This window comes from Actinokineospora fastidiosa, assembly GCF_014648415.1.
In the GTDB taxonomy this organism is placed as follows: domain Bacteria; phylum Actinomycetota; class Actinomycetes; order Mycobacteriales; family Pseudonocardiaceae; genus Actinokineospora; species Actinokineospora fastidiosa.
Map to the genome: position 1 here is coordinate 118,675 of NZ_BMRB01000002.1, position 26,556 is coordinate 145,230.

General features: G+C 67.7%; 28 protein-coding genes and 1 tRNA gene. 10 read left to right on the forward strand and 19 right to left on the reverse strand.

Annotated elements, in window-relative coordinates:
• Window position 1 precedes the first annotated feature (1 nt).
• The 5 genes from IEY98_RS10615 to IEY98_RS10635 all read right to left on the reverse strand — a co-directional run bounded on the left by IEY98_RS10615 (window position 2) and on the right by IEY98_RS10635 (window position 4,209).
• A complete protein-coding gene (locus IEY98_RS10615) occupies window positions 2–742 on the reverse strand; it encodes a S8/S53 family peptidase (RefSeq protein WP_189210268.1) in 741 nt (246 codons plus the stop codon).
• Between the two features lie 105 nt (window positions 743–847).
• Window positions 848–1,354 (reverse strand): hypothetical protein, encoded by a 507-nt coding sequence (locus IEY98_RS10620; protein ID WP_189210269.1) that lies wholly within the window; start codon window positions 1,352–1,354, stop codon window positions 848–850.
• Between the two features lie 246 nt (window positions 1,355–1,600).
• Window positions 1,601–2,311: a histidine phosphatase family protein gene (locus IEY98_RS10625; RefSeq protein ID WP_189210270.1), complete on the reverse strand. Its 711-nt coding sequence runs from the start codon at window positions 2,309–2,311 to the stop codon at window positions 1,601–1,603.
• Window positions 2,312–2,335: 24 nt separating this feature from the next.
• The gene (locus IEY98_RS10630; protein WP_189210271.1) at window positions 2,336–3,163 is read right to left on the reverse strand and encodes an undecaprenyl-diphosphate phosphatase; all 828 of its coding nucleotides are present in this window, start codon (window positions 3,161–3,163) and stop codon (window positions 2,336–2,338) included.
• The gene (locus tag IEY98_RS10635) at window positions 3,160–4,209 is read right to left on the reverse strand and encodes an LLM class F420-dependent oxidoreductase (protein ID WP_189210272.1); all 1,050 of its coding nucleotides are present in this window, start codon (window positions 4,207–4,209) and stop codon (window positions 3,160–3,162) included. Before IEY98_RS10635 ends, IEY98_RS10630 begins: the two co-directional genes overlap by 4 nt.
• Before the next feature lie 83 nt (window positions 4,210–4,292).
• Here IEY98_RS10635 and IEY98_RS10640 point away from each other — a divergent pair, with 83 nt between their 5' ends.
• Window positions 4,293–5,270, forward strand: coding sequence for an aldo/keto reductase (locus IEY98_RS10640; RefSeq protein WP_189210273.1), 978 nt, complete (start codon window positions 4,293–4,295; stop codon window positions 5,268–5,270).
• Window positions 5,271–6,289: 1,019 nt separating this feature from the next.
• Here the strand turns inward: IEY98_RS10640 and IEY98_RS10645 are convergent.
• Entirely contained in the window at window positions 6,290–6,679 is a 390-nt protein-coding gene (locus tag IEY98_RS10645) for a hypothetical protein (protein WP_189210274.1), read from the reverse strand.
• 191 nt (window positions 6,680–6,870) lie between these two features.
• Between IEY98_RS10645 and IEY98_RS10650 the strand changes: the two genes are divergently transcribed.
• Window positions 6,871–7,830 (forward strand): YncE family protein, encoded by a 960-nt coding sequence (locus IEY98_RS10650; RefSeq protein WP_229786793.1) that lies wholly within the window; start codon window positions 6,871–6,873, stop codon window positions 7,828–7,830.
• Window positions 7,827–8,039 (forward strand): DUF5703 family protein, encoded by a 213-nt coding sequence (locus IEY98_RS10655; RefSeq protein ID WP_189210276.1) that lies wholly within the window; start codon window positions 7,827–7,829, stop codon window positions 8,037–8,039. The genes IEY98_RS10650 and IEY98_RS10655 overlap by 4 nt, the downstream gene beginning before the upstream one ends.
• On the opposite strand, the gene IEY98_RS10660 is transcribed toward IEY98_RS10655, so the two are convergent.
• The 3 genes from IEY98_RS10660 to IEY98_RS10670 form a co-directional block, all read right to left on the reverse strand.
• Window positions 8,032–8,529, reverse strand: coding sequence for a DUF2231 domain-containing protein (locus IEY98_RS10660; RefSeq protein WP_189210277.1), 498 nt, complete (start codon window positions 8,527–8,529; stop codon window positions 8,032–8,034). The genes IEY98_RS10655 and IEY98_RS10660 overlap by 8 nt on opposite strands.
• A gap of 70 nt (window positions 8,530–8,599) precedes the next feature.
• Window positions 8,600–9,475, reverse strand: coding sequence for an alpha/beta fold hydrolase (locus IEY98_RS10665; RefSeq protein WP_229786794.1), 876 nt, complete (start codon window positions 9,473–9,475; stop codon window positions 8,600–8,602).
• Between the two features lie 19 nt (window positions 9,476–9,494).
• Window positions 9,495–10,811: a M20/M25/M40 family metallo-hydrolase gene (locus tag IEY98_RS10670; RefSeq protein ID WP_189211712.1), complete on the reverse strand. Its 1,317-nt coding sequence runs from the start codon at window positions 10,809–10,811 to the stop codon at window positions 9,495–9,497.
• A gap of 128 nt (window positions 10,812–10,939) precedes the next feature.
• Here IEY98_RS10670 and IEY98_RS10675 point away from each other — a divergent pair.
• A tRNA-Leu gene (locus tag IEY98_RS10675) sits at window positions 10,940–11,023 on the forward strand.
• Here the strand turns inward: IEY98_RS10675 and IEY98_RS32500 are convergent.
• The 6 genes from IEY98_RS32500 to IEY98_RS10700 all read right to left on the reverse strand — a co-directional run bounded on the left by IEY98_RS32500 (window position 11,005) and on the right by IEY98_RS10700 (window position 16,415).
• Complete coding sequence (locus IEY98_RS32500; RefSeq protein WP_229786795.1) at window positions 11,005–11,697, reverse strand: recombinase zinc ribbon domain-containing protein; 693 nt, start codon at window positions 11,695–11,697, stop codon at window positions 11,005–11,007. The two genes, IEY98_RS10675 and IEY98_RS32500, sit on opposite strands and share 19 nt — an antisense overlap.
• Before the next feature lie 125 nt (window positions 11,698–11,822).
• Window positions 11,823–12,761 carry a recombinase family protein gene (locus IEY98_RS32505; protein WP_229786796.1) on the reverse strand — a complete coding sequence of 313 codons (939 nt, stop codon included), beginning with the start codon at window positions 12,759–12,761 and terminating at the stop codon, window positions 11,823–11,825.
• 150 nt (window positions 12,762–12,911) lie between these two features.
• A complete protein-coding gene (locus IEY98_RS10685) occupies window positions 12,912–15,050 on the reverse strand; it encodes a cell division protein FtsK (protein WP_189210279.1) in 2,139 nt (712 codons plus the stop codon).
• Window positions 15,047–15,751 carry a hypothetical protein gene (locus IEY98_RS10690; protein ID WP_189210280.1) on the reverse strand — a complete coding sequence of 235 codons (705 nt, stop codon included), beginning with the start codon at window positions 15,749–15,751 and terminating at the stop codon, window positions 15,047–15,049. Before IEY98_RS10690 ends, IEY98_RS10685 begins: the two co-directional genes overlap by 4 nt.
• Complete coding sequence (locus tag IEY98_RS10695; protein ID WP_189210281.1) at window positions 15,748–16,077, reverse strand: hypothetical protein; 330 nt, start codon at window positions 16,075–16,077, stop codon at window positions 15,748–15,750. The genes IEY98_RS10690 and IEY98_RS10695 overlap by 4 nt, the downstream gene beginning before the upstream one ends.
• Window positions 16,074–16,415, reverse strand: a complete 342-nt coding sequence (locus tag IEY98_RS10700; protein ID WP_189210282.1) for a WhiB family transcriptional regulator — start codon at window positions 16,413–16,415, stop codon at window positions 16,074–16,076. Before IEY98_RS10700 ends, IEY98_RS10695 begins: the two co-directional genes overlap by 4 nt.
• A gap of 355 nt (window positions 16,416–16,770) precedes the next feature.
• Here IEY98_RS10700 and IEY98_RS10710 point away from each other — a divergent pair, with 355 nt between their 5' ends.
• From IEY98_RS10710 to IEY98_RS10720, 3 genes are all read left to right on the forward strand, one after another.
• On the forward strand, window positions 16,771–17,151 hold the full coding sequence (locus IEY98_RS10710; RefSeq protein WP_189210284.1) for a helix-turn-helix domain-containing protein: 381 nt from the start codon (window positions 16,771–16,773) through the stop codon (window positions 17,149–17,151).
• 135 nt (window positions 17,152–17,286) lie between these two features.
• The gene (locus IEY98_RS10715) at window positions 17,287–18,846 is read left to right on the forward strand and encodes a transcriptional regulator (RefSeq protein WP_189210285.1); all 1,560 of its coding nucleotides are present in this window, start codon (window positions 17,287–17,289) and stop codon (window positions 18,844–18,846) included.
• Window positions 18,843–19,193, forward strand: a complete 351-nt coding sequence (locus IEY98_RS10720) for a signal peptidase I (RefSeq protein WP_189210286.1) — start codon at window positions 18,843–18,845, stop codon at window positions 19,191–19,193. Before IEY98_RS10715 ends, IEY98_RS10720 begins: the two co-directional genes overlap by 4 nt.
• Here IEY98_RS10720 and IEY98_RS10725 read toward each other — a convergent pair whose 3' ends face one another.
• Complete coding sequence (locus IEY98_RS10725; protein ID WP_189210287.1) at window positions 19,194–20,828, reverse strand: helix-turn-helix domain-containing protein; 1,635 nt, start codon at window positions 20,826–20,828, stop codon at window positions 19,194–19,196.
• Between the two features lie 264 nt (window positions 20,829–21,092).
• Between IEY98_RS10725 and IEY98_RS10730 the strand changes: the two genes are divergently transcribed.
• Window positions 21,093–21,902 carry a Scr1 family TA system antitoxin-like transcriptional regulator gene (locus IEY98_RS10730; RefSeq protein ID WP_268244574.1) on the forward strand — a complete coding sequence of 270 codons (810 nt, stop codon included), beginning with the start codon at window positions 21,093–21,095 and terminating at the stop codon, window positions 21,900–21,902.
• Between the two features lie 248 nt (window positions 21,903–22,150).
• On the opposite strand, the gene IEY98_RS10735 is transcribed toward IEY98_RS10730, so the two are convergent.
• A complete protein-coding gene (locus IEY98_RS10735; RefSeq protein ID WP_189210289.1) occupies window positions 22,151–22,798 on the reverse strand; it encodes a hypothetical protein in 648 nt (215 codons plus the stop codon).
• 398 nt (window positions 22,799–23,196) lie between these two features.
• Here IEY98_RS10735 and IEY98_RS10740 point away from each other — a divergent pair, with 398 nt between their 5' ends.
• Both IEY98_RS10740 and IEY98_RS33380 read left to right on the forward strand, forming a co-directional pair.
• On the forward strand, window positions 23,197–23,862 hold the full coding sequence (locus IEY98_RS10740; RefSeq protein ID WP_189210290.1) for a hypothetical protein: 666 nt from the start codon (window positions 23,197–23,199) through the stop codon (window positions 23,860–23,862).
• Window positions 23,863–23,928: 66 nt separating this feature from the next.
• A complete protein-coding gene (locus tag IEY98_RS33380; protein WP_373292370.1) occupies window positions 23,929–24,246 on the forward strand; it encodes a Scr1 family TA system antitoxin-like transcriptional regulator in 318 nt (105 codons plus the stop codon).
• A gap of 182 nt (window positions 24,247–24,428) precedes the next feature.
• Here the strand turns inward: IEY98_RS33380 and IEY98_RS10745 are convergent, their stop codons facing one another.
• On the reverse strand, window positions 24,429–25,217 hold the full coding sequence (locus tag IEY98_RS10745; RefSeq protein WP_189210291.1) for a hypothetical protein: 789 nt from the start codon (window positions 25,215–25,217) through the stop codon (window positions 24,429–24,431).
• Window positions 25,218–25,298: 81 nt separating this feature from the next.
• Window positions 25,299–26,156 carry a hypothetical protein gene (locus IEY98_RS10750; RefSeq protein WP_189210292.1) on the reverse strand — a complete coding sequence of 286 codons (858 nt, stop codon included), beginning with the start codon at window positions 26,154–26,156 and terminating at the stop codon, window positions 25,299–25,301.
• Window positions 26,157–26,556: the final 400 nt, after the last annotated feature.

The following is a 26,556-nucleotide window of genomic DNA, read 5'->3' on the forward strand; positions in this document are numbered from 1 at the left end:
CTCACCCCGTCGCCCGCCACGCCGACGGCGCCACCGCCAACCGCTCCAGGAACTCCACCGCCCGCTGCGCGTCCAACAACGGCGGCCCCGACCGGTGCGCGTGCAGCGACCCGATCGACAACGCCGCCCGCACCTGCGCCCCCGACGCCCCCGGGAACATCCCCCACAGCAACGCCCCCGTCCCCGCCACCCACGCCGCCGCGATCCCGTTCCCCGACGCCGGACCCAACGGCCCCGGCACATCCTGACCCGGCGCCAACAACCCCCGCTGCGCGTCCTCGAACTCCACGAACCAACTCAACCGCCCCGACACCGAACACGACGCCACCGGGATCACCCACCGATGCCCGGTCAACACCGCCGGCCCCGACCCCGCGGGCACCACCACCGGCACCCCCGCCGCCTCCGCCGAGTCCAACACCTCCGCCAACGCCCGCCGCTCCCGCTCCGTCCCGTCCGTCACCGGCGTCCCCACCAACAGCAACCGCACCCCCTCGGCCACCAACCCCGCCAACGCCACCGCCAACCCACCCGGCGTCGACCCCGCCGCCCCCGTCGGCCGCACCACCACCGGCGACAGCGGGCACACCGCCAACGGCTCCGCCGACAACACCGCGGCCAACACCGACGCCTCCGACGGCTCGGCCACCAACCCCACCGCCACCTCCGGCGACCCCGCCCCACGCCGCCGCGCCCAGGACAACCGGACCAGGTCCAACAACGGCGAACGCAAGCGCGGCACGGACTTCAACCCCTCTCACCGTCCGCCGACATGCGCGCACTGTAACGGCGTTTACCCGCCCCTGTACTCAGCCGAGTGAGTGATGCTCACCCCGCCGGTGATCACTCACAGTCGCCCGCCCGAGTACTCCCGCACCGCCGCCCGGATCTCCCCCACATCCCGCCGGTACAACCGCGAATCCACCGGCAACCCCGGCCCCGACGCCACCGGCCACACATCCCGCCGATGCATCCCCCGCACCCCCTCCGTCTGCGGCGTCACCCCCGCCCGCACCCGGAACCGCACCGTCGGACCGTCCACCACCACCTCCCGCACCGTCTCCCACGGCAGGAACGCCGGACCCTGCGCCGTCGGCACCCACACCCCCTCCGCGTCCACCATCAACGGCGTCTCCCGCCGACGCCGCTGCGCCACGAAACCCGCCACCTTCGCCACCGGCACCACCAACCCGACCGCCACCACCACCACGACAACGCCCACCGGAACCCCGAACACCGCCAACAACACCCCGACCACCACCACACCCACCCCGGCGGCACCCCACGGCACCACCCGCCGCCGCCACGCCACCACATCCACATCGGCCACGAACCGCGCCCCGACGGCCGCCATCGCCACCCCTCCCCGACCGGCAATCCTGGCAGCGCACGCTACTTGACCAGCCGGTAACCAGGCACGCCGACGCGCCGGAAAAGAGCAACGGCCGGGCGCCGCTTCCTCGTCGACGCCCGGCCGCAGCCGCCGCACTCCCCACCGCCATCATGCCGCCACCCACCCACCCGACGCCAACACCAATATCACCCACACCGATTCGGCGCCACGCCGACGATCACGCACAGTGTTCGGCGACAACCACCCTCAACGCCCCTCACACGCGGGCGCCCCCGTCGACCCACCGACCGTCGCGTCCTCCGGCGCCTGCCCCGCCTCCGGCTCCGCCGGGACCACCCCGCCCAGGTCACCACCGCAATCATTCATCCGCAGCACGAACGGCCGCGTCGCCGTGTACCGCACCACCGACACCGACGCCGGATCCACCACGATCCGCTGAAACGAATCCAGATGCTGACCCAACGCGTCCGCCAGGATCGCCTTGATCACATCCCCATGACTGCACACCAACCACAACGCCCGCTCCCCGAACTCCGCCTCCACCCGCGCGTCATGCGCCCGCACCGCCGCCACCGCCCGCGCCTGCACCCCCGCCAACCCCTCACCGTCCGGGAACACCGCCGCCGACGGATGCCGCTGCACCACCTTCCACAACGGCTCCTCCACCAGATCCCGGATCGCCTTGCCCGTCCACGACCCGTAATCCACCTCCGCCAACCCCGGCTCCACCACCGGCGACAACCCCAACTCCGCCACCAACGGCGCCACCGTCTGCCCACACCGCGTCAACGGCGAGACCACCACCGACCGCACCGGCAACCCCGCCAACCGGCCCACCAACCCGGCCGCCTGCCGCTGCCCCGTCTCATCCAGCAACACACCCTCACTGCGCCCGGCCAACACCCCCGCGTTGTTCGCGGACGACCGGGCATGACGGAGCAGAACAACCGTGGCCACGGAACCGAGCCTAGGCCGCCCCGATCACGTCGGACTCACGACCCCGGTCGCCAGCAACGCGCACAACACCGCACCCAACGCGATCCGATACCAGACGAACACCATGTAGCTGTGCTTCGACACATACCGCAACAACCACGCCACACACGCATACCCCACCACGAACGACACCACCGTCGCCGCGATCGTCTGCGGGATGTCCGCCTGCAACCCCGGCCCGCTGCGGTCCATCACATCCGGGATGCTGAAGATCCCCGCCCCGAACACCGACGGGATCGCCAACAGGAACGCGTACCGCGTCGCGTCCTCCCGCCGCAACCCCAGGAACAACCCCGCGGTCAACGTCCCACCCGACCGCGACACCCCCGGCACCAGCGCCATCGCCTGCGCGAACCCCATCACCCAGCTGTCCTTCAACGTCAGCCGCGTCCGCGCCTGCCTCCCCGTCTCATCGGCCACCGCCAGGATCGCCGCGAACACCATCAACACGATCGCCGTGATCCACAGGTTCCGCAGCCCACTGCGGATCTGCTCCTTGAACAACACCCCCAACACCGCGATCGGGATCGACCCGTAGATCACATACCAGGCCATCCTGTAATCCGGATCCGACCGCGCAGCCCGCGACACCAACCCGCGGAACCACGCCTTCAGCAGCCGCCAGATGTCCTTCGCGAAATAGATCACCACCGCGGCCTCGGTGCCCAACTGGATCACCGCCGTGAACGACGCCCCCGCGTCCTCCCCGAACCACAGCTCGGAGACGATCCGGATATGCGCCGACGACGAGATCGGCAAGAACTCCGTCAGACCCTGGACAAGACCGAGCACCAGGGCTTCAAACCAGGTCAAGAACCGACTCCCGCGAGATCGAGTGCTTCCGCGGCCACCCGCAGGGCCGCCAGGCTTCGCTCAAGATCTTGCAGGATGGGCGACACCGTCAGTGTGGTGACCCCCGACTCGGCCAGGGCCTGCATCCTCTCCGCGATCCGCTCCTTCGGCCCCAACAGCGACGTCTGGTCCACGAACCCCACCGGCACCGCCGCCGCGGCCCCCGCGTAATCCCGCGCCAGGTACAGATCCTGCACCCGCGCCGCCTCCGCCTCGAACCCCATCCGACACGCCAGGTTGTTGTAGAAGTTCTGCTCCCGACTCCCCATCCCACCCACATACAGCGCCGCATACGGCCGCACCGTGTCCGCCGCCGCCTCCCAGTCGTCCTGCACCACCAACGGCACCGTCGGCACCACGTCGAACCCCTCCAGCGACTTGCCCACCTTCGCCCGACCCGCCGCGATCCGCGCCAACGACTCCCGCCCGTGCTCCGGCGAGTAGAAGATCGCCAACCAGCCGTCCGCGATCTCCCCCGTCAACTCCAGGTTCTTCGGCCCGATCGAGGCCAGATACACCGGGATCTCCTCCCGCACCGGATGCACCGTCAACTTCAACGGCTTCCCCGGACCCTCCGGCAGCGGCAGCGTGAAATGCCTCCCCTGGTAACTCACCCGCTCCCGCCGCAGCGCCGACCGCACGATCTCCACATACTCCCGCGTCCTGACCAGCGGCTTGTCGAACTTCACCCCATACCAACCCTCCGACACCTGCGGCCCCGACACCCCCAACCCCAACCGGAACCGCCCACCCGACAACGCGTCCAACGTCGCCGCCGTCATCGCCGCCATCGTCGGCCGCCGCGCCGGGATCTGCAGGATCGCGCTCCCCACATCGATCCGCTCCGTCTGCGCCGCCACCCACGCCAACACCGTCGGCGCGTCCGACCCGTACGCCTCGGCCACCCACGCCACCGAGAACCCCAACCGATCGGCCTCCCTGGCCAACGCCAGGTTCGCCGCGTCGTTGCCCGCACCCCAATAACCCATGTTCAGTCCGAGTCGCACCCGCCCGACATTACCCCCCAGTAGACCTTGACCGGAGTGGCGCTCCCCCTCCCCGCGCCCCCCGCCGCCTAGGCTTGGCCGCCGTGGAGCAACGACACCTCGGCCGCAGCGGCCTGCGGGTCTCCCGACTCGCCCTCGGCACCATGACCTGGGGCCGCGACACCGACGCCGAGGCCGCGGCCGCCCAACTCGCCGCCTTCACCGAAGCAGGCGGCACCCTCGTCGACACCGCCGACGTCTACGCAGACGGCGACACCGAACGCCTCATCGGCGCCCTCATCGACGACATCGTCCCCCGCGACCACATCGTCCTCGCCACCAAGGCCGTCGCCCGCCGCCACGACGGCCCCTTCGGCGGCGGCGCCTCCCGAGGCGCCCTCCTCGCCGCCCTCGAGGCCTCCCTCACCCGCCTCGACACCGACCACGTCGACCTCTGGCAACTCCACGCCTGGGACGCCCACACCCCACTCGAGGAAACCCTCTGCGCCGTCGACGCCGCCGTCCGCAGCGGCAAGGTCCGCTACGCGGGCATCTCCAACTACAGCGGCTGGCAGACCGCCACCGCAGCCACCCGCCAGACCCACACCCCCGGCGCCGCGCCCCTGGTCAGCACCCAGGTCGAATACTCCCTGCTCGAACGCGGCATCGAACGCGAAGTCGCCCCCGCCGCCGCCCACCACGGCATCGGCATCCTCGCCTGGGCCCCCCTCGGCCGAGGCGTCCTCACCGGCAAATACCGAACCAACACCCCCGCCGACTCCCGAGGCGCCTCCCCCCAATGGGGCAACTACATCGAACAACACCGCACCGACCGAGCCGCCCGCATCGTCCAGGCCGTAGCCACCGCAGCCGACGGCCTCGGCACCTCCCCCCTGGCCGTAGCCCTCGCCTGGGTCCGCGACCGCCCCGGCGTCACCGCCCCCGTCGTCGGCGCCCGCGACGCCGCCCAACTCCGCGGCTCCCTGGCCGCCGAATCCCTCATCCTCCCCCCAGAAATCCGCGCCGCCCTGGACGACGTCAGCAAGCCAGACCTCGCCTACCCAGAACGCCACCTCGACTGACGACCACAAGCCCACCACCCCCACCGCAGTCCCGTCGATCACGGCAGTCCCTGAACCACGGCCGTCCCCTAACCACGACAGTCCCGTGAACCACGGCAGTCCCGTCGACCACCGGACACACGCCGACCACCGGACGTACGCACCTCAGCCGCCCACCCACGGCAGCCAGCCACCATGGCTGCCAGCTGCCACGGCAGCTGGCAGCCATGGCAGCTGCCCACCTCGGCCGACGCAACAGCTGCCGACGCAACAGCTCTGCCAAGCGATGTCGCTGCCCCCATGCGCGAGCGGCCCCTGCCCCCGATGCCCGAGCGGCCCTGCCGTCTCCTCCCGTCCGCTCGTAGCCGCCCTGCCCATCAGCGTTCCGCTCCGCAGCCGCCCCTCCTCAACCACTACCCCCTCCTCCGCTGGCACCCTCTCGGCTGGTGCTCCTGCGCCACCACCCCGCCAGCGCGCCTCTTGTTGCGGCTCCCCTGCTCTGGCAGCTCCCCTCCGCCCCTTGCTCCCGGCCCTCTCCCCCTCTCCCTCTCCCTCACCCCTCCTCCGCCGATCTCTTCCTCACCTCCGTTCCTCCCCACCCAAGCCGACCGCCACAGCGGGCAGGTCCGGTACGTCCCCCACACCACCCTCGCGCCTCTCAGCTACCCCCCACGTCCTGTGCTTCTCACACCCACCCATGCCCAGCCCGACCACCCATCGGCCGTCCCCGACCCTCCCCAACTCCTCGTCGCTACAGACGCCAGCCCGGTCCCAACGACGAACCGTTCCACCACCCGTTCTCGTGTCCTCGGCCCAAAGCTCAGATCCACCGGCCTCAGCTCGTCACGCGCCCTGCTGTCTGACCCCCTTCTCTGTGCGTTTTCTCTTGCTATTGAGGTCTGTCTCGCAGCTGGCTTCCCCGGTTCCATGTCATCATCCATTACCTTGATAGTGATTAGTGGATAGTAAAATTCGGCTCGGCGAGGGGGCGCAGGTGCGCTAGCTAGCGCACCTCGATTGAGGAAGACGCGAGATAACGATCAGTCAACGTCTGATGACAGGAAGTAGCCCTGGACCTCAGCCCGGAACATCAACCGCAGCGACGACGCCAGCAAGGCCCCGGAAACCCCCACGAGCGCCAACACCACCACCCCGTCGATAACCGCGATCGACAGAAACAGCGACGCGAATGCGCTCGCCCCGACCGCGGGTCTCGCCCAATCCCGGCCAGCCCGCAACGCGTGGGTGAATGCCATCGTCAACAACACCGCGATGGCGAAGAACGTCGGATCCGCCCCCGCATGGACCGCGACCGCCACGGTCAGCGCGGCCTGGACCAGCAGCAAGACCGCCGCCGCCCGGACCGCGGCCGGGGGCTGGACCGGCCGGGGGTCGCCGAAGATCGGCAGGTGCATAGGATCGATCGCCATTGATTCCTCCCGCACTCGTGCCCGGTTATTCGACCCGACCCCACCAGCCGTTACAAACGCGCAACCATCGGCCGGGTGGGCGACACGGACCACATGGACGTGGCTTGCCGAGGTCCGGTGCGGGATGCTGGGGGACAGCCCGTTCAGCCCAATCCCGTCGGAGGAGTTCGTTGCGCCTTCCGGTCGCCGCCGTGGCCACTGCCGTCCTGCTCGCCGGATGCTCGAGCGGGCAGCCGCAAGACGAGCTGATGGTCACCACCGACCCGGTGGCCGCCACGGCCGCCCGCTCCCCCGCCCCGACGGCCGAACCCGCGGGCCGGGTCCTGCCCGCCGAGGCGGCGAGCGCTGTCGCCGTCACCGGCAGCACCCTCGCCGTCGCCACGGACGCCGGTGTCGACCTCTACGACCTCGCCGCGCTCGACAAGGCCCCCCGCTCCGTCGCGCTCCCCGGCCCCGTCGAGACCCTGACTGTCGACGGCGCCGACCTCCTGGCCGCTGTGCCCACGAAGAACCAGGTCGTGCGCGTCGACACCGCGTCCGCGGCCACGTCCGAGGTCGGCGTCCAGGGCGCGCCCGCCGCCGCGACGCCGTTCGCCGACGGCACGATCGTCGCGGTCCGCGAGAGCAAGGGCGTCGCCGTGCTGACCGACGGGACGGTCACCAAGAACCTCAGCGGCGGCCTGCTCAGCGCCGACCGCGTCTTCGCCACCGGCGACCACGCCGTGGTGCTCGACCACCTGCGCAACGCGGTGTTCCGGCTGGACATGGCCAAGGGCTCGGTCGAGGAAGGACTGCGCGCGGGCGAGGGCGCGACGAACGGCGTCGTCGACCGGTTCGGCCGGGTCCTGGTCGTCGACACCCGGGGCAACTCGCTGCTCGCGTTCGGCCTCGACCCGCTGCTGCTGCGCCAGCGCTACCCCGTGCCCGGCGCGCCGTACGGGATCGCCTACGACGCCGAGCGCGATCTGGCCTGGGTGACGCTCACCGCGACCAACGAGGTGGTCGGCTTCGACGTCGCGGGCGGCGAGCCCGAGGAGCGGTTCAGGTTCCCCACCGTCGGCCAGCCGAACTCGGTGGCCGTCGACCCCGCGGACGGCCGCGTCGTCGTGGCGTCCGCGAACGGAGGAGGTGTCCAGGTGATCGCACCATGACCGAGGGAGTGATCGACGGCGACTGGGAGTACCGGCCGCTGCGGCTGCCGCCCCAGGTCTCGCGGCTGACAGCGGCCACGCAGCTGGCCATCCACGCGGAGTTCTCCGGTTGGGAGCTGTCCAACGTGCGGCTGTACGCGGACGGCACCCGCAAGGTGTGGCTGCGGCGCAGGCGGCGGCCCGGGGTCGTATCCGGCGTCATCACCTAGCCGGAAGGTTGGCGACGCCCTCCCACACCGCGCGCGAGCCCGCCTCGCCGACGCGGAACACGTGCACGGCCGCCGCCGCCGACAGCCCGACGGCCAGGACGGCGGTCACCGCCAGGATGACGCGCGCGCGGGCGGAGGGCCCGCCGTCGGCGCGCTGGGCGGACTGGTTGACGGTGTGGGCGACCATCAGCCCGAGGACGGCCAGCAGCTGCGGGACGACGAAGTAGATGAGCTGCTCGCCCAGCTGCTGGTGGGCGACGATCAGCGGGTTCTCCGGGAGCCTGCGCTGCAGCAGCTCGCCGCTCTCGGCGGCGATGGGCGTGAGCGCGGTGCCCACCGCGACCGTCCCGGCGACCAGCCACCCGACTCTGCGCCGGGCCGCGGGCCACGCGGCGATCAGGATCGTGCCCAGCGCGCCCAGCGGCACGAACACGACGACCGCGTGGATCATCAGCACGTGCAGGGGCAGTCCGTTCACGAACTCGGGCATGCACACCTCCGGTTAGGCCTCGTCCCAGATGGTGAGTCTCCCGAAACCACGCTTCGGTTCCCCCACGGGTTCACCATGTTTCCCCCACTTTGCGCAAGGCGGCGTGCACCAGGCCGACCAATCGGGGCAGTACCTGCGGCGCGCCCTCCAGCGGCAGCATGTGGCCGAGCCCGGGCAGCACGACCGCGGCGCCGTCGTGGGCGGACCCGGCGAGCGCGTCGGCGTGGGCCGCGGGGACGAGGCGGTCGCGGTCGCCGACCATGGCGAGCACGGGCACGTCGGCGGCGACGGCGAGCGCGGCCTCCCGGTCGTAGCGGTCGAGGCCGGGGCGGAAGAGGGCGACCGTGTCGGGCCAGTGGGCGCTGACCATGTCGGCGACCAGGCGCATGTCGTCCGGGTCGGGGTCGTCGCCGAGGAGCAGCCAGCGCAGCCCGACGGCCATCGCCTTGCGGCTGACCCGGTCGACGCTGCCGCCGAGGATGCCGCGCAGGTCCTGCACCACGCGGCCGACCGAGTGCGGGACGGCCGCGGACGTGTCGCACAGCCTGCTCGCGCTGGTGGCCAGGAACGCCAGCCCGGCGACCCTGCGGGTGAACAGGTCGACGTGGCGGACGGTGAGCGACATCAGCGCGAGCCCGCCCATGCCGTGGCCAGCGAGCACGACGTGCCCGCTGGCCTGGTCGGCGATCAGCTCCGCGAGGTCGTCGCCGAGCTGCTCGACGGTCGCGGTCTCGGGCGTGGCCGCCGTGGAGCGGCCGTGCCCGCGGTGGTCGTAGGCCAGGACGCGGACGGGCTGCTCGGTGGCGTGCGGGAGGGTGTCGATGATCTTGTGCCAGACGCGGTGGTCCTGGGCGTAGCTGTGCGCGAGCACCACCGTGACCTCGGCGGCGGGGTCTCCCGCTGCGGCGACGGCGAGCTCGGCCCCGTCACCCAGGACGACCCGCATGGCTCGCATCCTGGCACGGTCAGCAATTGCGCAGAAACCGGTCCAGCACCCGGGTGCCGAACTGCAGCGCGTCGACGGGGACGCGCTCGTCCACACCGTGGAACAGGGCGGTGAAGTCCAGGTCGGCGGGGAGCTTGAGCGGGGCGAAGCCGAAGCAGCGCATCCCGAGTGAGCTGAACGCCTTGGCGTCGGTGCCGCCGGAGAGCATGTAGGGCACGGCGCGGGCGCCCGGGTCCTCCGCGGCGATCGCGTCGGTCATGGCGTCGACCAGCGCGCCGTCGAAGGTGGTCTCCACCGGGGGGAGCTTGCTGATCCACTCGCGCTCGACGTCCGGGCCGAGGATCTCGGCGAGCTCGCGCTCGAAGGCCTCCTCGCGGCCGGGCAGCACCCGGCAGTCGACGACGGCCTCGGCGACGGAGGGGATGACGTTGGCCTTGTACCCGGCGGTGAGCATGGTGGGGTTGGCGGTGTCGCGCAGGGTGGCGCCGATCATGCGGGCCACGGTGCCGATCTTGCCGACGGTCCCGTCGAGGTCGTCCTCGTCGAACTCCAGCCCGGTCAGCTCGCTCATGGCGGCGAGGAACTCGCGGACGGACTCGGTCAGCACGAGCGGGAACCGGTGCGTGCCCAGCTTGGCGACGGCCTCGGTGAGCTTCGTCACGGCGTTGTCCTCGTGGACCATCGACCCGTGGCCCGCGCGGCCCCGGGTCCGCAGCTTCATCCAGGCGATGCCCTTCTCGGCGGTCTCGATCAGGTAGGCGCGCACGCCGTCCTTGACGGTGATCGAGAACCCGCCGACCTCGCTGATGGCGTCGGTCGCGCCCTCGAACAGGTCGGGCCGGTTCCGCACGAGCCACTGCGAGCCGTAGTCGCCCGCCGCCTCCTCGTCGGCGAGGAACGCGAAGATGATGTCCCGCGGCGGCACGATCCCGTCCCGCTTGAACCGGCGCGCGGTCGCCAGCGTCATCCCCAGCATGTCCTTCATGTCGACCGCGCCCCGCCCCCAGACGTAGCCGTCCTGCACGGCGCCACTGAAGGGGTGCACAGACCACTCGGACGGGTCCGCGGGCACGACGTCGAGGTGCCCGTGCACGAGCAGGGCGCCCCGGGAGGGATCGGCCCCCTCCAGCCGGGCGAAGACGTTCCCCCGCCCCTTGGCCCCCGACTCGACGTAGGTGGTCTCGTACCCCACCTCAGCCAACTTCTCCGCGACGTACTCCGCCGCCTCCCGCTCCCCCACCACGGTCGCCGGATCCCCGGTGTTCGTGGTGTCGATGCGGATAAGTTCGCTGGTCAAACCCACAACCTCAGCCTCGGCGACAGCCAGGCCGCCCATCTCCTGCTCGCTCACACCGCCCTTCCTACCACCCCCCACACCCCCAAGCCCCACCCGATTTGGGCGCCCGGGGGACGATCAGTTAAGGTATGTCCACACCACGCGGGAGGGCCCAGGCTCCCCCGCACGTCCGGGTGGCGGAATGGCAGACGCGCTAGCTTGAGGTGCTAGTCCCCGTTAAGGGGGTGGGGGTTCAAGTCCCCCCTCGGACACACTCGCTAACCACACGGAGAGACGCTGTCGCTGAGGCAGCGTCTCTGTCGTTTTGGTAACCGATCTCCAGTCGCAGGTCACGATAGAGGTTGATCAGGCTTTCCGGCCGTGCGTCCTTCAGCACCGAACCGACGTCCCCGAGAGCGTCGATCATCGCGTAGACCTCCGCAGCGTCGAGGCTCCCTGCCGCTGGCACGTGCCCTACCTCTGCCCGCGCTGCTTCCCGTTCGGCCTGTGCCTGGTTGATCACCTCAACGAGCGCAGACGGGTCGACGCCTGCGGCGATCGCCGCCTGATAACGCTTCAAGCGCGATTCCGCGTCCGCCAGCCGCTGTTGCGCGGCCTGCTGCCCGCTCGTCTGCTGGGCGTCGTCTTGGGAAGCGAGAAGCGCTCGGACCGTCTCGTCTCGGTTCTCGGGGGCGAACAGCCTGCCGATCCACCCGTTGATGGCGGACACCAGAACGTCCTCACGGAGGTTGACCGTCTTCGGATGAGTCTCCAGAGCCGCCGAACCGGGTGCGAGCGTGCGAGCGAGGCAGCGGTAGTAGGTCGTGTTCCGGACGACGCCTCCCTGCATCTTCCGCTTGCAGATCTCGCATCGGACATGCCCGCGGAGAAGGTAGGTGCGCTTCGTGGTTGTTCGCCTTCGCTCTAGCTTCGCGATCCCCTGCATTCCACCCGCTCCCCGCGACCTCCTGATGAGTTGGGCTTGGGTGAACTGATCGACAGAGACGATCGCGGGATGTGCAGGCTTCCGGGAGCGAACAATCCGGTCAGGCGATGCCTTCCGGAATCGCGTCACGTGCCCCGCCGACACGTCATCCGGATCGGCCAACATCTCGTGCTTCGTCCAGCGGCCAAATACGCATAGCCGGTGTAACGCGGGTTCTCCAGAATCGCCCGGACCGTGCTGCCCTGCCATCCGTCCGCCAACCGGTGTCGGTTCTGGTCCGGCCGCCTTGCCGATGGGCAGGGAATGCCGTCCCGGTTCAGGCCCGCCGCGATCGCCCGGTCACCGTTCCCCTCCAGGTACTCATCGAAGATCCGACGAACTACGGGCGCCAGTTCCTCGTCCAGCGCTAGCACCCTCAGCCGGAATCCCTCGGCCGCCTTCCGCGGGTTCGGGTGCGGACCACCGTCGACCACCTCGTATCCGAACGGCGTCCGCCCGCCCTGGTGACGGCCCTCGTTGAGCACCTGGGCATCCATCGCAGCGCGGACGCGGGCCTGGACGTGCTGGCGCTCGGACTCGCTCATCCCGCCCAGCACGCTCATCAGCATCTTGTGCGACGGGTTCCGCGGATCGAACTTCCCGCCAAGCTCCGGCACCCACAGGTCCACGCCGTACGCGGCGAAGCGGGGCGCGATCAGGGAGAACTGGTTGCCGAACCAGCACCGAGTCCCCTCCCCCACCACGACGGCGCTCCACGTCCGCCGTGGGTCCTTCAAGGCCGCGAGCAACCGCGCACTCTCCGGGCGCCGCTCCCACGGCACCGACCGGGACTGACCGATGTCGAAGAAGTCCGCGACGACCCTTCCGCCCAGGGGTTCGACGAACTTCCGCGCGTTCCCCATCTGCCAGCCGTGAGAGGTCTCCGGGTCTTGGTTGTCCTCCGTCGAGCAGCGCCCGTAGAACGCAAGCTCACCGATCCCCTCGTCCAGTTCGCTGGCCGTGACCTCGATTCCCCAGAGTTCATCAAGCGTCGTCCACGGGTCGCGGCTGATTTCAGCAGTCATGGCGCGTACCTTCCGGCGGTCCGTCGAGCACTTCGACGGTCGTCAACTCGACCAGTATGCCAAGCAGTGTCCGCCAGGCACGTGGCGAAAGGCGAGGAAGATGGTCCGGAACGCGAACGACGAGCGTCTCCGCCCCTCCACGCTCGCGAGTCATGACAGATCACGGTCACTCGATCCAGCAGAGCCGATTTCAGCACGTCTCGTGCGCTTCACCGCAGCCCGGATGTCGGCCGTGAAGTAGCCGCGGATGCGCCTGACCTCGCCGTCCTCGCCCGGCACCCGATTGCGGGTCGGACGGCAGTCCAGTCCCGCCATCTGCCGGGCGAACGCGGTCGGCTCGACGTCGAGGGCTTCGGCCAGCTCGGCGGTGGGGATGAAGTCGCGGCCGTCCTCCTCGTCCAGCTCATCGCCCAGGTACGTGACCACCGCCGCCAGCGGCTCGGGCAGCCCGTCCGGCCGCCACACCGGTCCGTCCGATGTCGTCCCCGCGCCGATCGCCTTCACCGCCGCCGTGTGGTCGAGGACCAGGGCGACGTCCCGCCCGGTCGCGTGCCCGGTCAGCGTCCCTTCCGCCTCCCGCAGCGCCCGGCCGCGTTCGCACAGGACCCGCCAGTCCTCGTTGGGCATGTAATAGGTTCGCACCGTCAGCGCGAGCACGTCGGCGCCCGCCTGGACCTCTCCGTCCGGCCGCAGGATGCCCACGCCCTTGTGCGACGCCAGCAACCGGCTGCTGTCGTACCCACGGGTGTTCATCTGCTCCCCGAGCACGATGTTCGAGTCCCGCCAGTCCATCACCCGGAGCGCGAACCTCGACCCGAGCACCGCCCGCAGCCCGGACGGGATCGTCTTCGAGTCCGGCCGCTGCGTGGCCAGCACAAGTACGAACCCCGCCGCAGGCCCCTTCTTCGCCAGCCAGGTCAGCAGCTCCCCGACGTACTCCCCCGCCGTGAGCTTCTTCCCTTCGACCTTCACCGGCGTCCGGTCCTCCAACGGCACCTGGACCTCATCGATGAACAGCGCCGTCACCGGCATGTTCAACCGCGCGTCCCGAGACATCGCGGGCGTGATCTTGGACTCCGGACACGTCACGTCGTCCAGCTCCCGCATCCGCCGATACCGCCCCTGAACCTCCCCGATCAGCTCAACCAGCCAGCCGACCAGCGCAAGCACGTGCTCGCTCTCATCCCCGGACATGAACCGGTGCGCCACCTGCCCGGCCGCCTCCCAGTCCTTCCCAGCCTTGAAGTCCGCCACGTACAGCCGCGTATGCGGATCGAGGATCAACCCCGCCGCCGCCAGCCGCGCCGCGAACGTCTTGCCCTGGCGCGGGATCGCACCGACCAGAAGGGACGTCCACACCAGCGGCAGGTCCACACGCCGGTCCCGCGCGTCGCGCCCGAACGGCACCGGCCGCCACGCATCCCACCGCGGCACGTCGAGCAACGGTGTCCGTAGCGGCGGAGCGCTGTACGGGTCCTGGTCGGCAACCCACATCGCCACCCGACCGGCGTGTCCACCGTTCCTGCGGACCCGGTCCACGATGAGCTGGACTTCGTCGACCGCGAGCGCCGACGCCAGCGCCTCCCGGTTCTTGATCACGTCCGCCGCCTTGCGGGTCGCGGGCAGGTCGACGGTGATCGCCCACCCCTCCCCCATCCGCGTCGCCCGCTCGACCAGCCGCAGCGTCTCGTCCTTGCCGATCAGCTTGGCGTCGCGGAACGCGTCCACGAGGACCTGAGGGTCCATCGTCCAGGTCAACGTCCGCGGACCGGCCAGCACTGCCTTCCGTCCCGGGCTGCCTTCCTTCCGCCGCCCGAGCACGGCCAGCGCGACGGCGCTCACCGTCGCCACGATCCACAGAACCCCCGGCCCGTAGACCACCCGCGCGACCAGCACAACCAAGGCTGAGACCACCAGGACCAGGCCGGTCACCTTCCACCGGAACAGCGTGAGCGCCCGAATCTCCGCGAACTTGTCCGCCAGCTTCTCCGACTGCTCCGCCGCCTCCCGGAAGTCCCGGACGGTGACCCACCGACGCCACCACCGCGCCCCCGCGATCAACCCCCGCACGACCGCCCCGAGGAACCGGAACGGCGACCGCACGACGTAGGCCACGGCGTCCTTCGCCGCCTGAGCTGCCTGCGCCCGCTCCTTGAGCCACACCGGCACGCGCGGCGACCGCAGCCACCACGAAGCCAGCCGACCCAGCTTCGGCCGGTAGTAGACGGGCGCGGGCGGCTCCTCGACCAGCTCGGCGTCCAGCACCGACCGAACAGGCAGGTCGCTCATCGCGCCACCTCCGCAGCCAGCGCCCGAGCCAGCCGGGATGACAGACCACGGGAGCACTCCGTGACCCGCCGCACCCACGCGGGCGTCACCTCGACGCCCGGCGACCAGGCAGCCCGCGCCACGTCGAGGTAGCCCGCGAACCGCTTCCGACCAGCCTGAACAGGCTCATGAACGGGCGCCTTCACGTGAACGGCCTCCCGGTGCGCGGCGGCAACCGCGAGCGTCAGCTTGTCCCGCAGATCGGTGATCGCCTCCGCCGCGACGAACACGACCAGCGGCGGCACCGAGTGCAGCACGATCGCCGACACCGACCCGGCCGCGAACGACGCCCACGTGTTCATGACGTACGTCGCCGCCAGCGTGAACCACTTCGCCCGCCGCACCCACGGCCCCGTCTCCACCTGGTACCGCGCGGTGACCTGCTCAGCCCGCAGGATCGCCAGCAGCACGAGCGACACCGTCGGATCGAGCACCCACGCGGCCAGCCAGGGCAGCGACCAGACCGCCGCACCGGCCGCGGCGAACCCCTGGACGTTGGTCATCGTGAACGCCAACCCGAGCACGATCCCCGACCAGCACATCCAGTCCACCTGGCGCCGCACCCGCTCGATCCTCAGGGCCACCACGTCCGGGTGCGTCTCGTACGCCCGCACCTCTGCGGCCTCCGCGGCGTCCCGCGCCAACCGTCGCGCCCGGTTCATCGCCGACCCCGCCGCGTCGAGGTGTCCACCGTGGTCACCGTGAGCGCCTTCGTCAGCGCGTAAGCCGCGAACAACGCAGGCAGCCCGAGGACGGCCAGCAGCAACCACCGGTCCCGGGCGTACGCGATCACCACCCACTGAACCGCGACGATCAGCGCGGCGTTGAACAGCACCCGCCCGGCCAGCGACACGAACCGGGCTCCGCTACGCGCCCGCTCCGCCGCCGCCTTCGCCCGGCGAGCACCCGCCCGCCAGACCATGAACAGCACCACGAGCACCGCGGCGCCCGCGAGGACTTCGGCGATCGACAGGTTGATCGTGTTCACGCCGGCCTCCCGTCGACCCGCTCACCGCGGCGCAGCCAGTGCGGGTAGAGCGCCCGGCGGTCGTCCTCGCCCAGCGCGCCCCAGACACCAACGGTCTGGTCGCCCGCGTCCCGCAGCTCCAACTCCAGGCACTCGTCCTGGACCGGGCAGCCCGCGCACATCCGCGCCGCCAACTCCCGGTCCGAGGCGGGGGCGTCGAGCCAGCCCGGCGGATCACCGCAGGTCCACATACACGCTCCGCGCGTCACCACGAGTCCGCGGAGCACGTCGTGTGGCACCCACCGCAGCCGATCAAGCCGCCAGGCGATCCCCACCAGCCAGATTTCATCGGGAGTCATCGCGCACCCCCGAGCAGTCGAGCCAGGTCAGCCGCGTGAACGACCAGCCGCGATCGACGCCGCGTCGCCCGCAGCGTCCCGACCCGGATGGCCCGGTGCAGGGTCGAGGTCGGCACCCCGAGCGCCCACGCGGCCTGACGGACGGACAGCGAAGCCGGTCGCCCGGCTTTGGACAGATTCGTGCTCATGACGGAAGTCCCTTTGCAGCGAGAGAGCCGATTTAAGCATTTATCTGCTGATATCAGCTCTCATGGAGCCGCGTTTGTCCGACGCGCCGCGAGAAAGCGCGGGAACCGCTCGCCGGTCGGCGATCAGCCGCTAATGTCGGGCGCGGAGTCGGAGCGCGGAGGAATTGGTGTCGGAGGACTGGTCAGCGGTCGCGCAGGCCATCAACGAGCGGGTACGCGAGCTCGGCTGGCGACAGCGCGAACTGGCGGAGCGGTCCCAGGTCTCACAGGCGATCGTGCGGGAAATCCAGCACAACACCGTTGAGCGCAGGCGGAGCGCGCGAACCCTGGAGGCCCTGTCCACCACGCTGGGCTGGCATCCGCAGCATCTGGCCGCGATCCTCGAAGGGACTACGCCTCCCAGCCCTGATGAGCCCGACGACAGCGGCGGACGCCTGTGGTCCCGTTTGGACGCTCTGGAGCAACGCCTGACGGAGATCACCGAACGCCTGGACGAGATGCGAACCGACCTGTCCACGGTGGTCCAGCACGTCCGCGAGAAGCGCTAGCCGAATGGTTCTGATCTGCTCGTTTCGCATGCCATTGATTCAAGGCCGAATCCGGCCGGAATCCCATGCACATCTGATGCAGAACCAATGCAAGACCAGTGCACAACCACGGCACTTCCGCATTCTGGGGGACGAATGCACCCGGTGAACGGCTGGACGGGCAGGACGGCCTGCGCGCTGCAATCAGCGCTCCGCATGAGCAACGAAGCGTTCGCCGCGCACCTGGGCATCGCAACCCGCACGGTCGGCGGTTGGCACCAGAAGCCCACCGTCCGCCCGAAGTCCGAGATGCAACAGCTCCTCGACGCGGCCCTAGACCGCGCCTCCGACGACGCCCGCAGCCGCTTCGCCCAGCTCACCGGCAGCGCCCCCGCCACCGAGGCCACCGACGCCGAACTCCGCCTCCTCGACGACCCGGACATCACCGCCGCCCTCGACTGGCTCGACCAGCACGCCGGCTGGGAGCCGGGCGGAAGCCGCCACGCTGTCGCGGTCCGCCTAGCCCGGCTGGACCTCCGCGAACTCCAGGACCGCCGCGCCCGCCGCACGCGCGTCAGCCAGCGCGACCTGGCCGACGCACTCGCGGCCTACTACGGCGCCAGCACCACCGACCACGGCCGCTACACCGCGCGCGTAGGGGACCAGGCCGTCCAGACGAGCGTCCTCACGCACCCGGACTGGCTCGACCTCGACTGCCCCCTTATCCCGCAGCACGACCGCCTCACCGTCGTCAGCGCCTCCCCGGACGCCGAGCTCATCCTGGACGTGGAGGCCAGCGACCCAGCCATTGAACGCCTCGCTGCTGCCCTGGCGATGCGAACCCGACTGATCAACAACCCGCTCTACCAGCTCCACTCGATCGACATCGCCAAAGGCAGGATCGGCGGAAGCGCGAGCGTCGCCCACTTCGTCCAGTACGCCCTCACGATGGACCTCCTGGAAGGCGAACTCACCGACGCCCTCGCGTCCGGCCTCCAGGCCGTCCCCGGCAGCCTTCCCCTCCGCGATCGCTACCTGCCGAACCTGGCCTCCGTGGTCGACATCAGCACGCGCCTGTGCGCTGGCGGTGCCCTGGCCCTGACCGCCATCGCCCGTCCAGCCGACCCCTTCCGCGGCGAGCCCGACTACCTCCTGCTGGTCCAGGAACGCTCCGGCCACGTCCTCAACGCGAACCGCAGGCTGGCCGTCATCCCCAAGGGCTTCCACCAGCCGCTGGCCGACGTCCGCGCCGACGCCCAGATCGGTGTCACCCTCCGCCGCGAGATGGAGGAGGAACTGTTCGGCCGTGACGACGTCGACTCGACGGTCACCAGCCAGCGCAGTGCGGACCCGCTCCATCCCAGCCGCCTGTCCGAGCCGATGCGCTGGCTCACGGAGTCCCCCGGCCGCCTCCGCATGGAGTGCACGGGGTTTGGGCTGAACCTGGTCAGCGGCAACTACGAGTTCGCGAGCCTGATCGTCATCGAGGACGAAGAGTTCTGGGACCGCTTCGGCGGCATGATCGAAGCGAACTGGGAATCGAGCAGCCTGCGCCGCTACTCGACGACCGACACTGACCTCCTGACTGAGCTGATCACCGATGTAGCGTGGAGCAACGAAGGTCTGTTCGCCATGACCCAAGGGCTCCACCGCCTGGCGGAGATCGGCGGCCCGCGCGTCAAGGTCCCACCGATCGAATGGGAGATCCGCAGGTGACGAACGGCTGGTCCGCGGGCAACGCCACCGAGGACACCACCGAGACGAGAGGCTGGCTGGTCGGCCACTTCATCGACCCAGCTCAAGGCGTCCGGTCCACTGGCGACGTCGAGGTGAAGTGGGCGCATCACCCAGCGGGTGACAAGCGTCCCGAGTGGACCTCGGACGACCAGCGAACGACCCTGGTTCTCCTCGTAGAGGGCAACTTCCGGGTCGATCTGACGGAAGGCAGCAAGGTGCTCGCACGCCAAGGCGACTACATCATGTGGGGTCCGGGAATCGATCACTCGTGGGAGGCCCTGGCGGATTCCGTCGTGGTCACGGTCCGCTGGCCGTCCGCGACGTAGCTACTGCAGCTCCCAACCGATTTCAGGCAGATCGACGCGATCCTTACCGGTCTCGGTGAGCCGCCGCAGCCCCAGAAGGAGCGCGAAGAGCCCTTCGTTGCTCCAACCTTGATCGCGCACCAGTTCAGCAAGTGCCGCGTGGTCGAGCGTGGAGAACTGTCGCAGCCCGATGGTCTCCCAGTTCGCCTCGATCGCCCCGCCGAAGCGCGCCCAGAACTCCTCATCCTCGACAACCACCAGGCCCGCGAACTCATAGTTGCCGCTGACCAGGTTAAGGCCGAACCCGGTGAAGTCGAGTCGCATCCGTCCGGGCACCTCGGTGAGCCAGCGCATCGGGTCTGAAAGGCGACTCGGGTGCATCGGCGCCGCTGCTCGCTGCGGTCCGGTCGTGCTGTCGACATCCGCGCGGCCGAACAGCTCTTCCTCCAGTTCCCGAAGCAACGTCGCACCGATCCGCGCGTCCCCGCGGTAGTCGACCATCGGCCCGTGGAAGCCCTTCGGGATGACGGCAAGCCGCCCACCCGCGTTCAGCACCTGCCCGGACCGGCGTTGCACCAGGACGACGTAATCCGCGGGACCTCGATGCACCTCCGCAGGCCGCGCGATCGCGGTCAGAGCGAGCACGCCACCAGCGCACAGCCGATTACCTACGTCGAGCACCGCCGCGCGGTCCGGTAGCTGAGCATCACGAAGCAGCAGGCTCCCTGGCCGTGCAGGCCGACCAGCACCGATCGCGTCGACCAACTCGCTCTCCAACAGGTCAGCCGTCAACGCGTACTCGATGAAGGATGCAACCTCGACCTCACCAGCGATCCGCTCATGCCCAACATTGGTCCGAAGCAATCGGTAGATCGGCGCGTCGGCGATCCGCACCTGGCCGATCTCCGCCTCAGCGAGACGACGAACGGCGGCGTCCACGTTCCGCTCCGTGAGCCGAGGGGCACTCCCGTTCCCCAGGACTAGCTGTAGCTGATCGCGGTCAGCAGTCAGTTCGCCACCCACTTCAAGCCATTCGGGCCGAGTGAGTATCGACGTGCGAGTCGCGATCTCGCCGAAGGCGCCGGTGAACAGGCCCTCACCGCCGTAGTACCGGGCAAGCTCAACCGCCAGCCGCTCGCGCCCAACCCGACCACGACAACCCGCATCCCGCATCAACCGCCCCCGTGAGCCATTGATCCAGTCGCTCACCCTCAACCGAGCGGTCCCCGGGGTCCAGCCCACGCGCGCATCGAGCCACTCCATCGCCGCTGTCAGATCACCGCCAATCGCCGCTGGCGGGAAGGGCTCGGTTACCTCCTGCATAGCCTGACGGCTCCCCTCCCAGGCGGCTATCCGCTCACGAATGGTCGCCAGCTCCACCTCGCGAAGGTGGTTCTCTTGTTCCGTCAGCGCAGCTCGGAACTCCAACACCGTCCGCACCAGCACGCCACCCGCCTGCAGAGCCTCATCAGCAGCACGCCAGAACCGCTCATCTGCGCTGCCGCGCCCCTTCTCCAGGTGAGCAAGACGGCTCCGATCGCAGAACACCGCGGCCGCCAGCTGGGCCTGCGTCATGCCAGCGGCTTTCCGGCAGAGAGCCAACCGCTCCCCCAACTCCCGCCGCAGCCCAGCGACAGCAGCCGACTCGCGTGCCATCGGCACCTCCCGTACGCCTTTCTCCCGTCGAGCGTAGACCCGGCGCACCAACGAGTGACTACCCTCTGCACAACCTTCTGCACACTCCGCCGCACACCTTTGGCTGGACCACGGCACCCCGACGTAGCAAAGCCCGCAGAGCGACCTCCGACTCCTCCCAGCTCTGCGGTCCCTGGTTCCCACGTCGGGGTGCCCCACCACCCACCGCGACCGCAGAAGGCGACCATGTCGGGACACCGAAGGCCACCACAAGCGCGAGACCGCATGCTGGGCGCCCAGCTCCGGAGCATGCGAGTCAACCAGGCCAAACTCAGCCTCGAACGAGCATCCGAACTCTCCCACCTGTCCCTCCCCACCCTGAGCCGCATGGAGAACGGCAAACGCCACATCACCAGCGAAGACGTCGCAGTCCTACTAACGCTCTACGGCATCCGCCCGAAGGAACGAGCCGCCCTAATCCAGGCCGCCCGCGGAGAGGTACAGGCGGGTTGGTGGCAACCACCGCCTCCGCCCGAGCTGCCCGGGCTCTGCGCACTCTCCGGGTTGCTGCCTGCCGCCTCTTCGCTAACAGAGCTCTCTTTGGGTGCGATCCCGAAGCTCCTACAGACGTACGACTACGCAGCGAGCTGCATGCATCTCAGCGGCGCCGCTTCCGCCCAGGTGGCAGCCTGGTGGAGGGTTCAGGAACGCCATCAACAAGAACTCCAACGTGTCGACTACACAGCCTTCATCCATGAGACCGCCCTTCTAACTCCCGTCGCCAACCCACATACGCTTTTCGATCAGCTAGTCAAGCTCATCGAAGCGTCAAAGCGTGGGATCGGAGTACGCCTAGTCCGCGCCGGTCGCCAAGTAGGACTCCTTACCCATTCCTGGCTTCTGATGGAGTTTCCAAAGGAGCAACCAGTCATCCACGTGAACCTCGGCACTAGTGGAGTATTCCTTCACGATCCCCAGACTAGTGCCTATCTTGACCTACGCACCAGGATAACCCAGAGCGCGCTCACTTCTGAACACACCAGAAGGAGCCTTCAATCCATGGTCGACCGCTTGGCGAAAACCTCATATCTGTAGCAGATGAGTCAAGGGTCGATCCGTAACCGGCGTTACCCCACTACCGCGATGGGGATCTCCCTGTACGCCCCTTCCCGTCACTGGCGTCAACCCACAGTCGTCCACAGGCACCGCTAGGAGCTCGGCGCAACGAGCCGTCGGTCCAGCCCGTCATCGCATGTCACCCTGGCTAAGTTCGCGGCCGCCTCAGCGATCACCAACGCAATGGAGCTTGAACCAACCAGTTCCACTTTGGAATCAAGCCCGATTCACCTCGAACTTTCACCCCGTTTTGCAACAAGAGCGCATACCGAAAAGATCAGAAGAACGAAGAAGAACAAGAGGACGCCGTTATAGCCGTACGCTCCAGTCGCATCCGCCCGCGGAGAACTGTTCGACAGAATTACCAGAAGGACAGCTAGCGTAACCACGAATGTAAGCAATGTCGCCATAGACGTCGCTTTGAATGTTTTCGGGGCGATCCACCCGACAACCTTCCGGGTGTATGAATAAAAATCCAGTCCTGATCGCCTCGAGTGCGCAAAACCGACCAGGAACAGTACTGCAGAGATGGCAACAACTACTCCATCGATCAGCAAGTGCACAAAGAGCAGTCCCCGCGCCAACCATCTATCCATCAAATTAGCGAAAAGAGCGCAGGCACAGAAGGTCGCCGCCGTTACAAAAATCCATCCTCTAAGGAGCTTGAGCGTCCGCACAAATGCTCCACTCCCTCGCGTGGAAGCCAGAGTGAGATCATTCACGTTAAAATGAATCCCTCCAGCAATATCTTTGGCCTGCAAGGAGATTCCGTGAACATCGCCAGAAAGTTCGTTGCTAACAACTTCACCTTTCGGCAAATTCTCGTTGGTGACAGACTTTTCTGGTGCGGGTTCCGAAGGAGTGTGGTTCGTCATGCCATCACTTACTTTGTCAGTTTGGCGATCCCGTTGGCTTGATCTTACTCGGGGGACGTGCCTCCCGTGAGACAGTGGTCAACCGAACGGAGGGGCCCGCCTCGAGCGGACGAGCGGGACGACCTTCGTTTACTTGTGCCAGCCGCATCTCGGCAGGTTGACAGCTATCGTCCTTAACTCTCATGGTCATCCCGACGCGTGCCGAACCAACGCCGCGTCCCGTCCCCACCGGCCACGGCGCTCCGCGTCCAATGCGGGCTCTTCAAGTCGGTTAGCAGATGACTACAGTGCGGTCGGCGCTCCCCGCGGCATCGACCAGGACTCCCGATGTCGAAGGGTTCTCGGTTACCCGGCGGTACGACCCCATGAGCCTACGGCGCGTTGCCGAGCTGCCACCCGTGGACGTGCCGGGGCGCTGGTCGGCGCGCTGGACCTGCGTGTACCCACCACTGGCGGTCATTCTTCACAACAGCCGCTCAGGTTCGCCCTATTCTCTGATCATGTCGAGTGGACACGTACCCCTGTGGGTTCCGTTGCTGGTCGCCATGTTTGGCATCGTGGGCGTCATCGCTGGTCAACTCGTAAGCGCGCACCGGGAGGACGTGAGGTGGCGACGAGAACAAGACCGTGAAGACCTGCGCTGGGAGCGAGAGCGGGCGCGTCGGGCTGAAGACCATGCAAACACCGTTACTATGTGCTGGCGAGATGAACGGTTACGGGTATTCACCGCCTTCCTCGCCGCGATCTCGAACGTGCGGATCGAACTGCGACACGCCAGCGACCACGTTCGAGTCCACGAAAAGCTTCCTCAAGACCTGCGGGACCGGCTCCTCGAACTCGCCGCGACGTGTCGTGACCGTTACGCACCGCTCGGGATCATCGGGCCCGCGCAGACCCGAGACGAAGCAACCGAGCTGATCCGGATGTTCGCCGCCAACCTGACAGCGGTCTTGGACGGGCGAGCTGTCGACACCATGCCGCTGTTGACCCAGGTCCGTCGATTCGCGGAATCTGCCCGCAAAGTACTCGGGGTCCCCGACGACTCGACGCTCGACGACAACTAACAAGTAGGAGCGCGTGTCCGTAGGCCAGAATCCAACGTCGGGGATCTCGCACCGGCTCACGGCGGCTTGGACGGGCATCGGGACGACCTCGCCGCAGGTCAGGATTCAGCTCGGCGTGCCAGCACCTATCGTGGCTTAACGCAGCACTCTCCACGCTCACAGCGGGGCCAGCCCGCCACCACAACGCCGAATCCCGCGTTACACCGTGCCGCCTACAGCCGTCAAGTCGGCGATGCATCAACCATGCGGGAGCAGCTTGGGCACCTCGCTCGAATGGCTGCTCGCCCACAAGTTGCGATCAATATAGTTCGATTTCCATCCATTTTCTATCCGCATCGATTAGCTCATTCACTCTTTTTGATACCGGAAACGGCAGTCAAATAGGTTGTAAGCAGGGGACTTTGCGGCCGCCTACCCATACCACCAATGCTGTCACCAAGAAGTGCGCCGAACTAATATCCCACATTAAGACGCTAACCCTTGACGGAACATCCTCGCAAGAGTTCATAAATCAGGTTCTTGCCAGCACCGTCTAGCGATCTGCATCACAATGCTGGTGCCCGAGATCAGTCCGCCTGGTTCTTCCAGTTGCCCCGTCGAGCCTTCCGTTCCCGGACCTTGAAATCCTCTGACAGTTGGAGTTCAGCCTTAATGCCGAGGCGTTTGGCTGCCGAACGCAGTTCTCCTCGTCGTTCCTGGCGCAAGGTCAATCGGTCAACTGCCCTGGCTGCCCAGATCACGCAACAGCACGTAATAAATAGCCACGGCCGGGCATCATCCTGGGTAAACTTCACGGGATATGTGTGCCCCCTAATGGGTTCGCCAGCCAAGTACTGGTCGATAACTCGGTACCCAGGATGAGTGTAGGAGGACAGAATCCTGTACATGGCGTAGGCTTCCTGTCCCGCCGGTGTAAGATCGTTGCAAAGTTGATGAAAATTCCGTGCCGATTGAGCGGTGAAATCCTTTGTCTTGGCGGGCGCTTCCTCCCTTTCGGCCAATGCTTCCCATCCGGCCTTAATCACGCTAGAGAGCGTCAGGTTGTGCTGCCTCTCAGACTCTGCGATGAATCCGTCGACAGCTGATGGCCAAACGGTCAACCAGTGGGCGGTCAGAGCAAACTGAAACGCTTCGCGCGTCAGCGGAATGGACTCCAGGAACAGCTTTGTTGAACGCAGGACTAGGACTGCCGACGCAAGTCGGTGCGCATGGGCCGCCAACGAAAAAACGGCTACCATCTGAAGCTCAGTGGTCCCCCTCTTTCCTTCAAGTTGAGCGGTCTCTACCTCCCAGTTGGCAAGCAGCGAACGAAGCATTTGCTCCAACCCCTCTTCCGAAACTTCTGTTGCGGCCATGTGTACATAATCGCGCCAGCCGATCCTGTTGTTACCGCGCTATGTGCCGGTTGACCCCAATTACTCCACGCCAAGATTCGGTTAGATGCCCTTCCCTAGGCTCTCACCACGGCCGAACTCAGGCAATGCACGTATGAGGTGGCCTACGCGTTGCTGATCCATCATTGGCCACTGCGCGTACTGAGGCGCGAGCATGCAATGAAACGAACCACATCCGACAAGCTCCTCCAGTAGGTCGAGCGAGCTGGCGATCAGAAGCCCGAACGGCCGGAACGCGTCGCGATTCCGCAAGACCTTCGCATCCCTGTTGAGGAACACTGTCGCCCCACCACGCACCGCCGCTTCGACAAGCCTTCTGTCATAGCCAGAAGGCACTCCCTGGAGGGCGCGCTGTAGCTCCTTGTCCGGCAGACTCAGTATCCCGTCTCTCGATGGAGTGTCATCCGCAGGCAGTCCGCTGCCGACCAACCGAAGTGCAGACACGAACTCTTCAAAGGCGTTGATTCTGTTTAGCCTTCGTTCCTCGGAGAGCTCCTTCTTGGCATCACTGATTGTCTGAGGAAGGATCACAAAGCGGATATCGCGCATAATCCAAAGCGTGAGCACCAACTGTAGCCCTTCCAGTTCGGAGGAGTAGTTTTCATCGACTGTTTCGGGTAAGGGGTCACCACGCCATAGCCGGGAGCCAAATTGAAAATAGTCAAGTAGCAGGTTGGTATCCCACGCTACGTAAAGGGGCCCGCGCCCACGTCGGCCTAGAAAGAGCCGAGGCGCATCGTCGTAGACGAAGTGCGGTCCCTCAGGAATGTACATAGGTGCGCCAGTGGCCATGGACCGGCATTCCCCAATGTCGAGCGCATCCCGCAATCGAACGGACATCTTATTGACCAAGTTGATTCCCCATCCTTCGAGTCTCCTGTACTTGGCGGTGGAGTCCACGTAGAGGATGCTCGGCGGGTCTGGATCTGTCATGGCGCGATGATCTCGCATCTGAGCTTTCGGTGACAGCGAGTTCTAACCCGCTGCAAAGATCAGGCGTAAGCCGGGAGCACAGTCAGTCCAGCGCGATGACGACGAGGGTGTGCCGCCACCCACGGTCGTGCGACATGCCTATCGTCAGTCCGACCGCGGCCATCATCGAACCATCCAGGCTTCTCGTTCGCGCGCGCACGCGCGTGTTGGGTGGTCGTGTCTACTGCACCTCGGCTTGCCTCGGCCCAACGAACGCATCGCCTCTCACATGTTGTGCTTCGGTTCGCCCACCGAACATCTACGGGTGCTGTCGTGGCTGGCGCAACCAGTACGGACATCGGCTGACTACGGATGCCCCCCCCCCCCC

Coding starts and splice junctions, on each gene's coding strand:
- IEY98_RS10735 (WP_189210289.1), bottom strand. CDS start 22,798: ATGACGAACCACACTCCTTCGGAACCCGCACCAGAAAAGTCTGTCACC.
- IEY98_RS10670 (WP_189211712.1), bottom strand. CDS start 10,811: ATGGGCGGCCTGGCTGTCGCCGAGGCTGAGGTTGTGGGTTTGACCAGC.
- IEY98_RS10700 (WP_189210282.1), bottom strand. CDS start 16,415: ATGACTCCCGATGAAATCTGGCTGGTGGGGATCGCCTGGCGGCTTGAT.
- IEY98_RS10715 (WP_189210285.1), top strand. CDS start 17,287: ATGCACCCGGTGAACGGCTGGACGGGCAGGACGGCCTGCGCGCTGCAA.
- IEY98_RS32500 (WP_229786795.1), bottom strand. CDS start 11,697: ATGCAGGGGATCGCGAAGCTAGAGCGAAGGCGAACAACCACGAAGCGC.
- IEY98_RS10690 (WP_189210280.1), bottom strand. CDS start 15,751: ATGAACCGGGCGCGACGGTTGGCGCGGGACGCCGCGGAGGCCGCAGAG.
- IEY98_RS10685 (WP_189210279.1), bottom strand. CDS start 15,050: ATGAGCGACCTGCCTGTTCGGTCGGTGCTGGACGCCGAGCTGGTCGAG.
- IEY98_RS10725 (WP_189210287.1), bottom strand. CDS start 20,828: ATGGCACGCGAGTCGGCTGCTGTCGCTGGGCTGCGGCGGGAGTTGGGG.
- IEY98_RS10655 (WP_189210276.1), top strand. CDS start 7,827: ATGACCGAGGGAGTGATCGACGGCGACTGGGAGTACCGGCCGCTGCGG.
- IEY98_RS10665 (WP_229786794.1), bottom strand. CDS start 9,475: ATGCGGGTCGTCCTGGGTGACGGGGCCGAGCTCGCCGTCGCCGCAGCG.
- IEY98_RS10660 (WP_189210277.1), bottom strand. CDS start 8,529: ATGCCCGAGTTCGTGAACGGACTGCCCCTGCACGTGCTGATGATCCAC.
- IEY98_RS10645 (WP_189210274.1), bottom strand. CDS start 6,679: ATGGCGATCGATCCTATGCACCTGCCGATCTTCGGCGACCCCCGGCCG.
- IEY98_RS32505 (WP_229786796.1), bottom strand. CDS start 12,761: ATGACTGCTGAAATCAGCCGCGACCCGTGGACGACGCTTGATGAACTC.
- IEY98_RS10730 (WP_268244574.1), top strand. CDS start 21,093: ATGCTGGGCGCCCAGCTCCGGAGCATGCGAGTCAACCAGGCCAAACTC.
- IEY98_RS10620 (WP_189210269.1), bottom strand. CDS start 1,354: ATGGCGGCCGTCGGGGCGCGGTTCGTGGCCGATGTGGATGTGGTGGCG.
- IEY98_RS10745 (WP_189210291.1), bottom strand. CDS start 25,217: ATGGCCGCAACAGAAGTTTCGGAAGAGGGGTTGGAGCAAATGCTTCGT.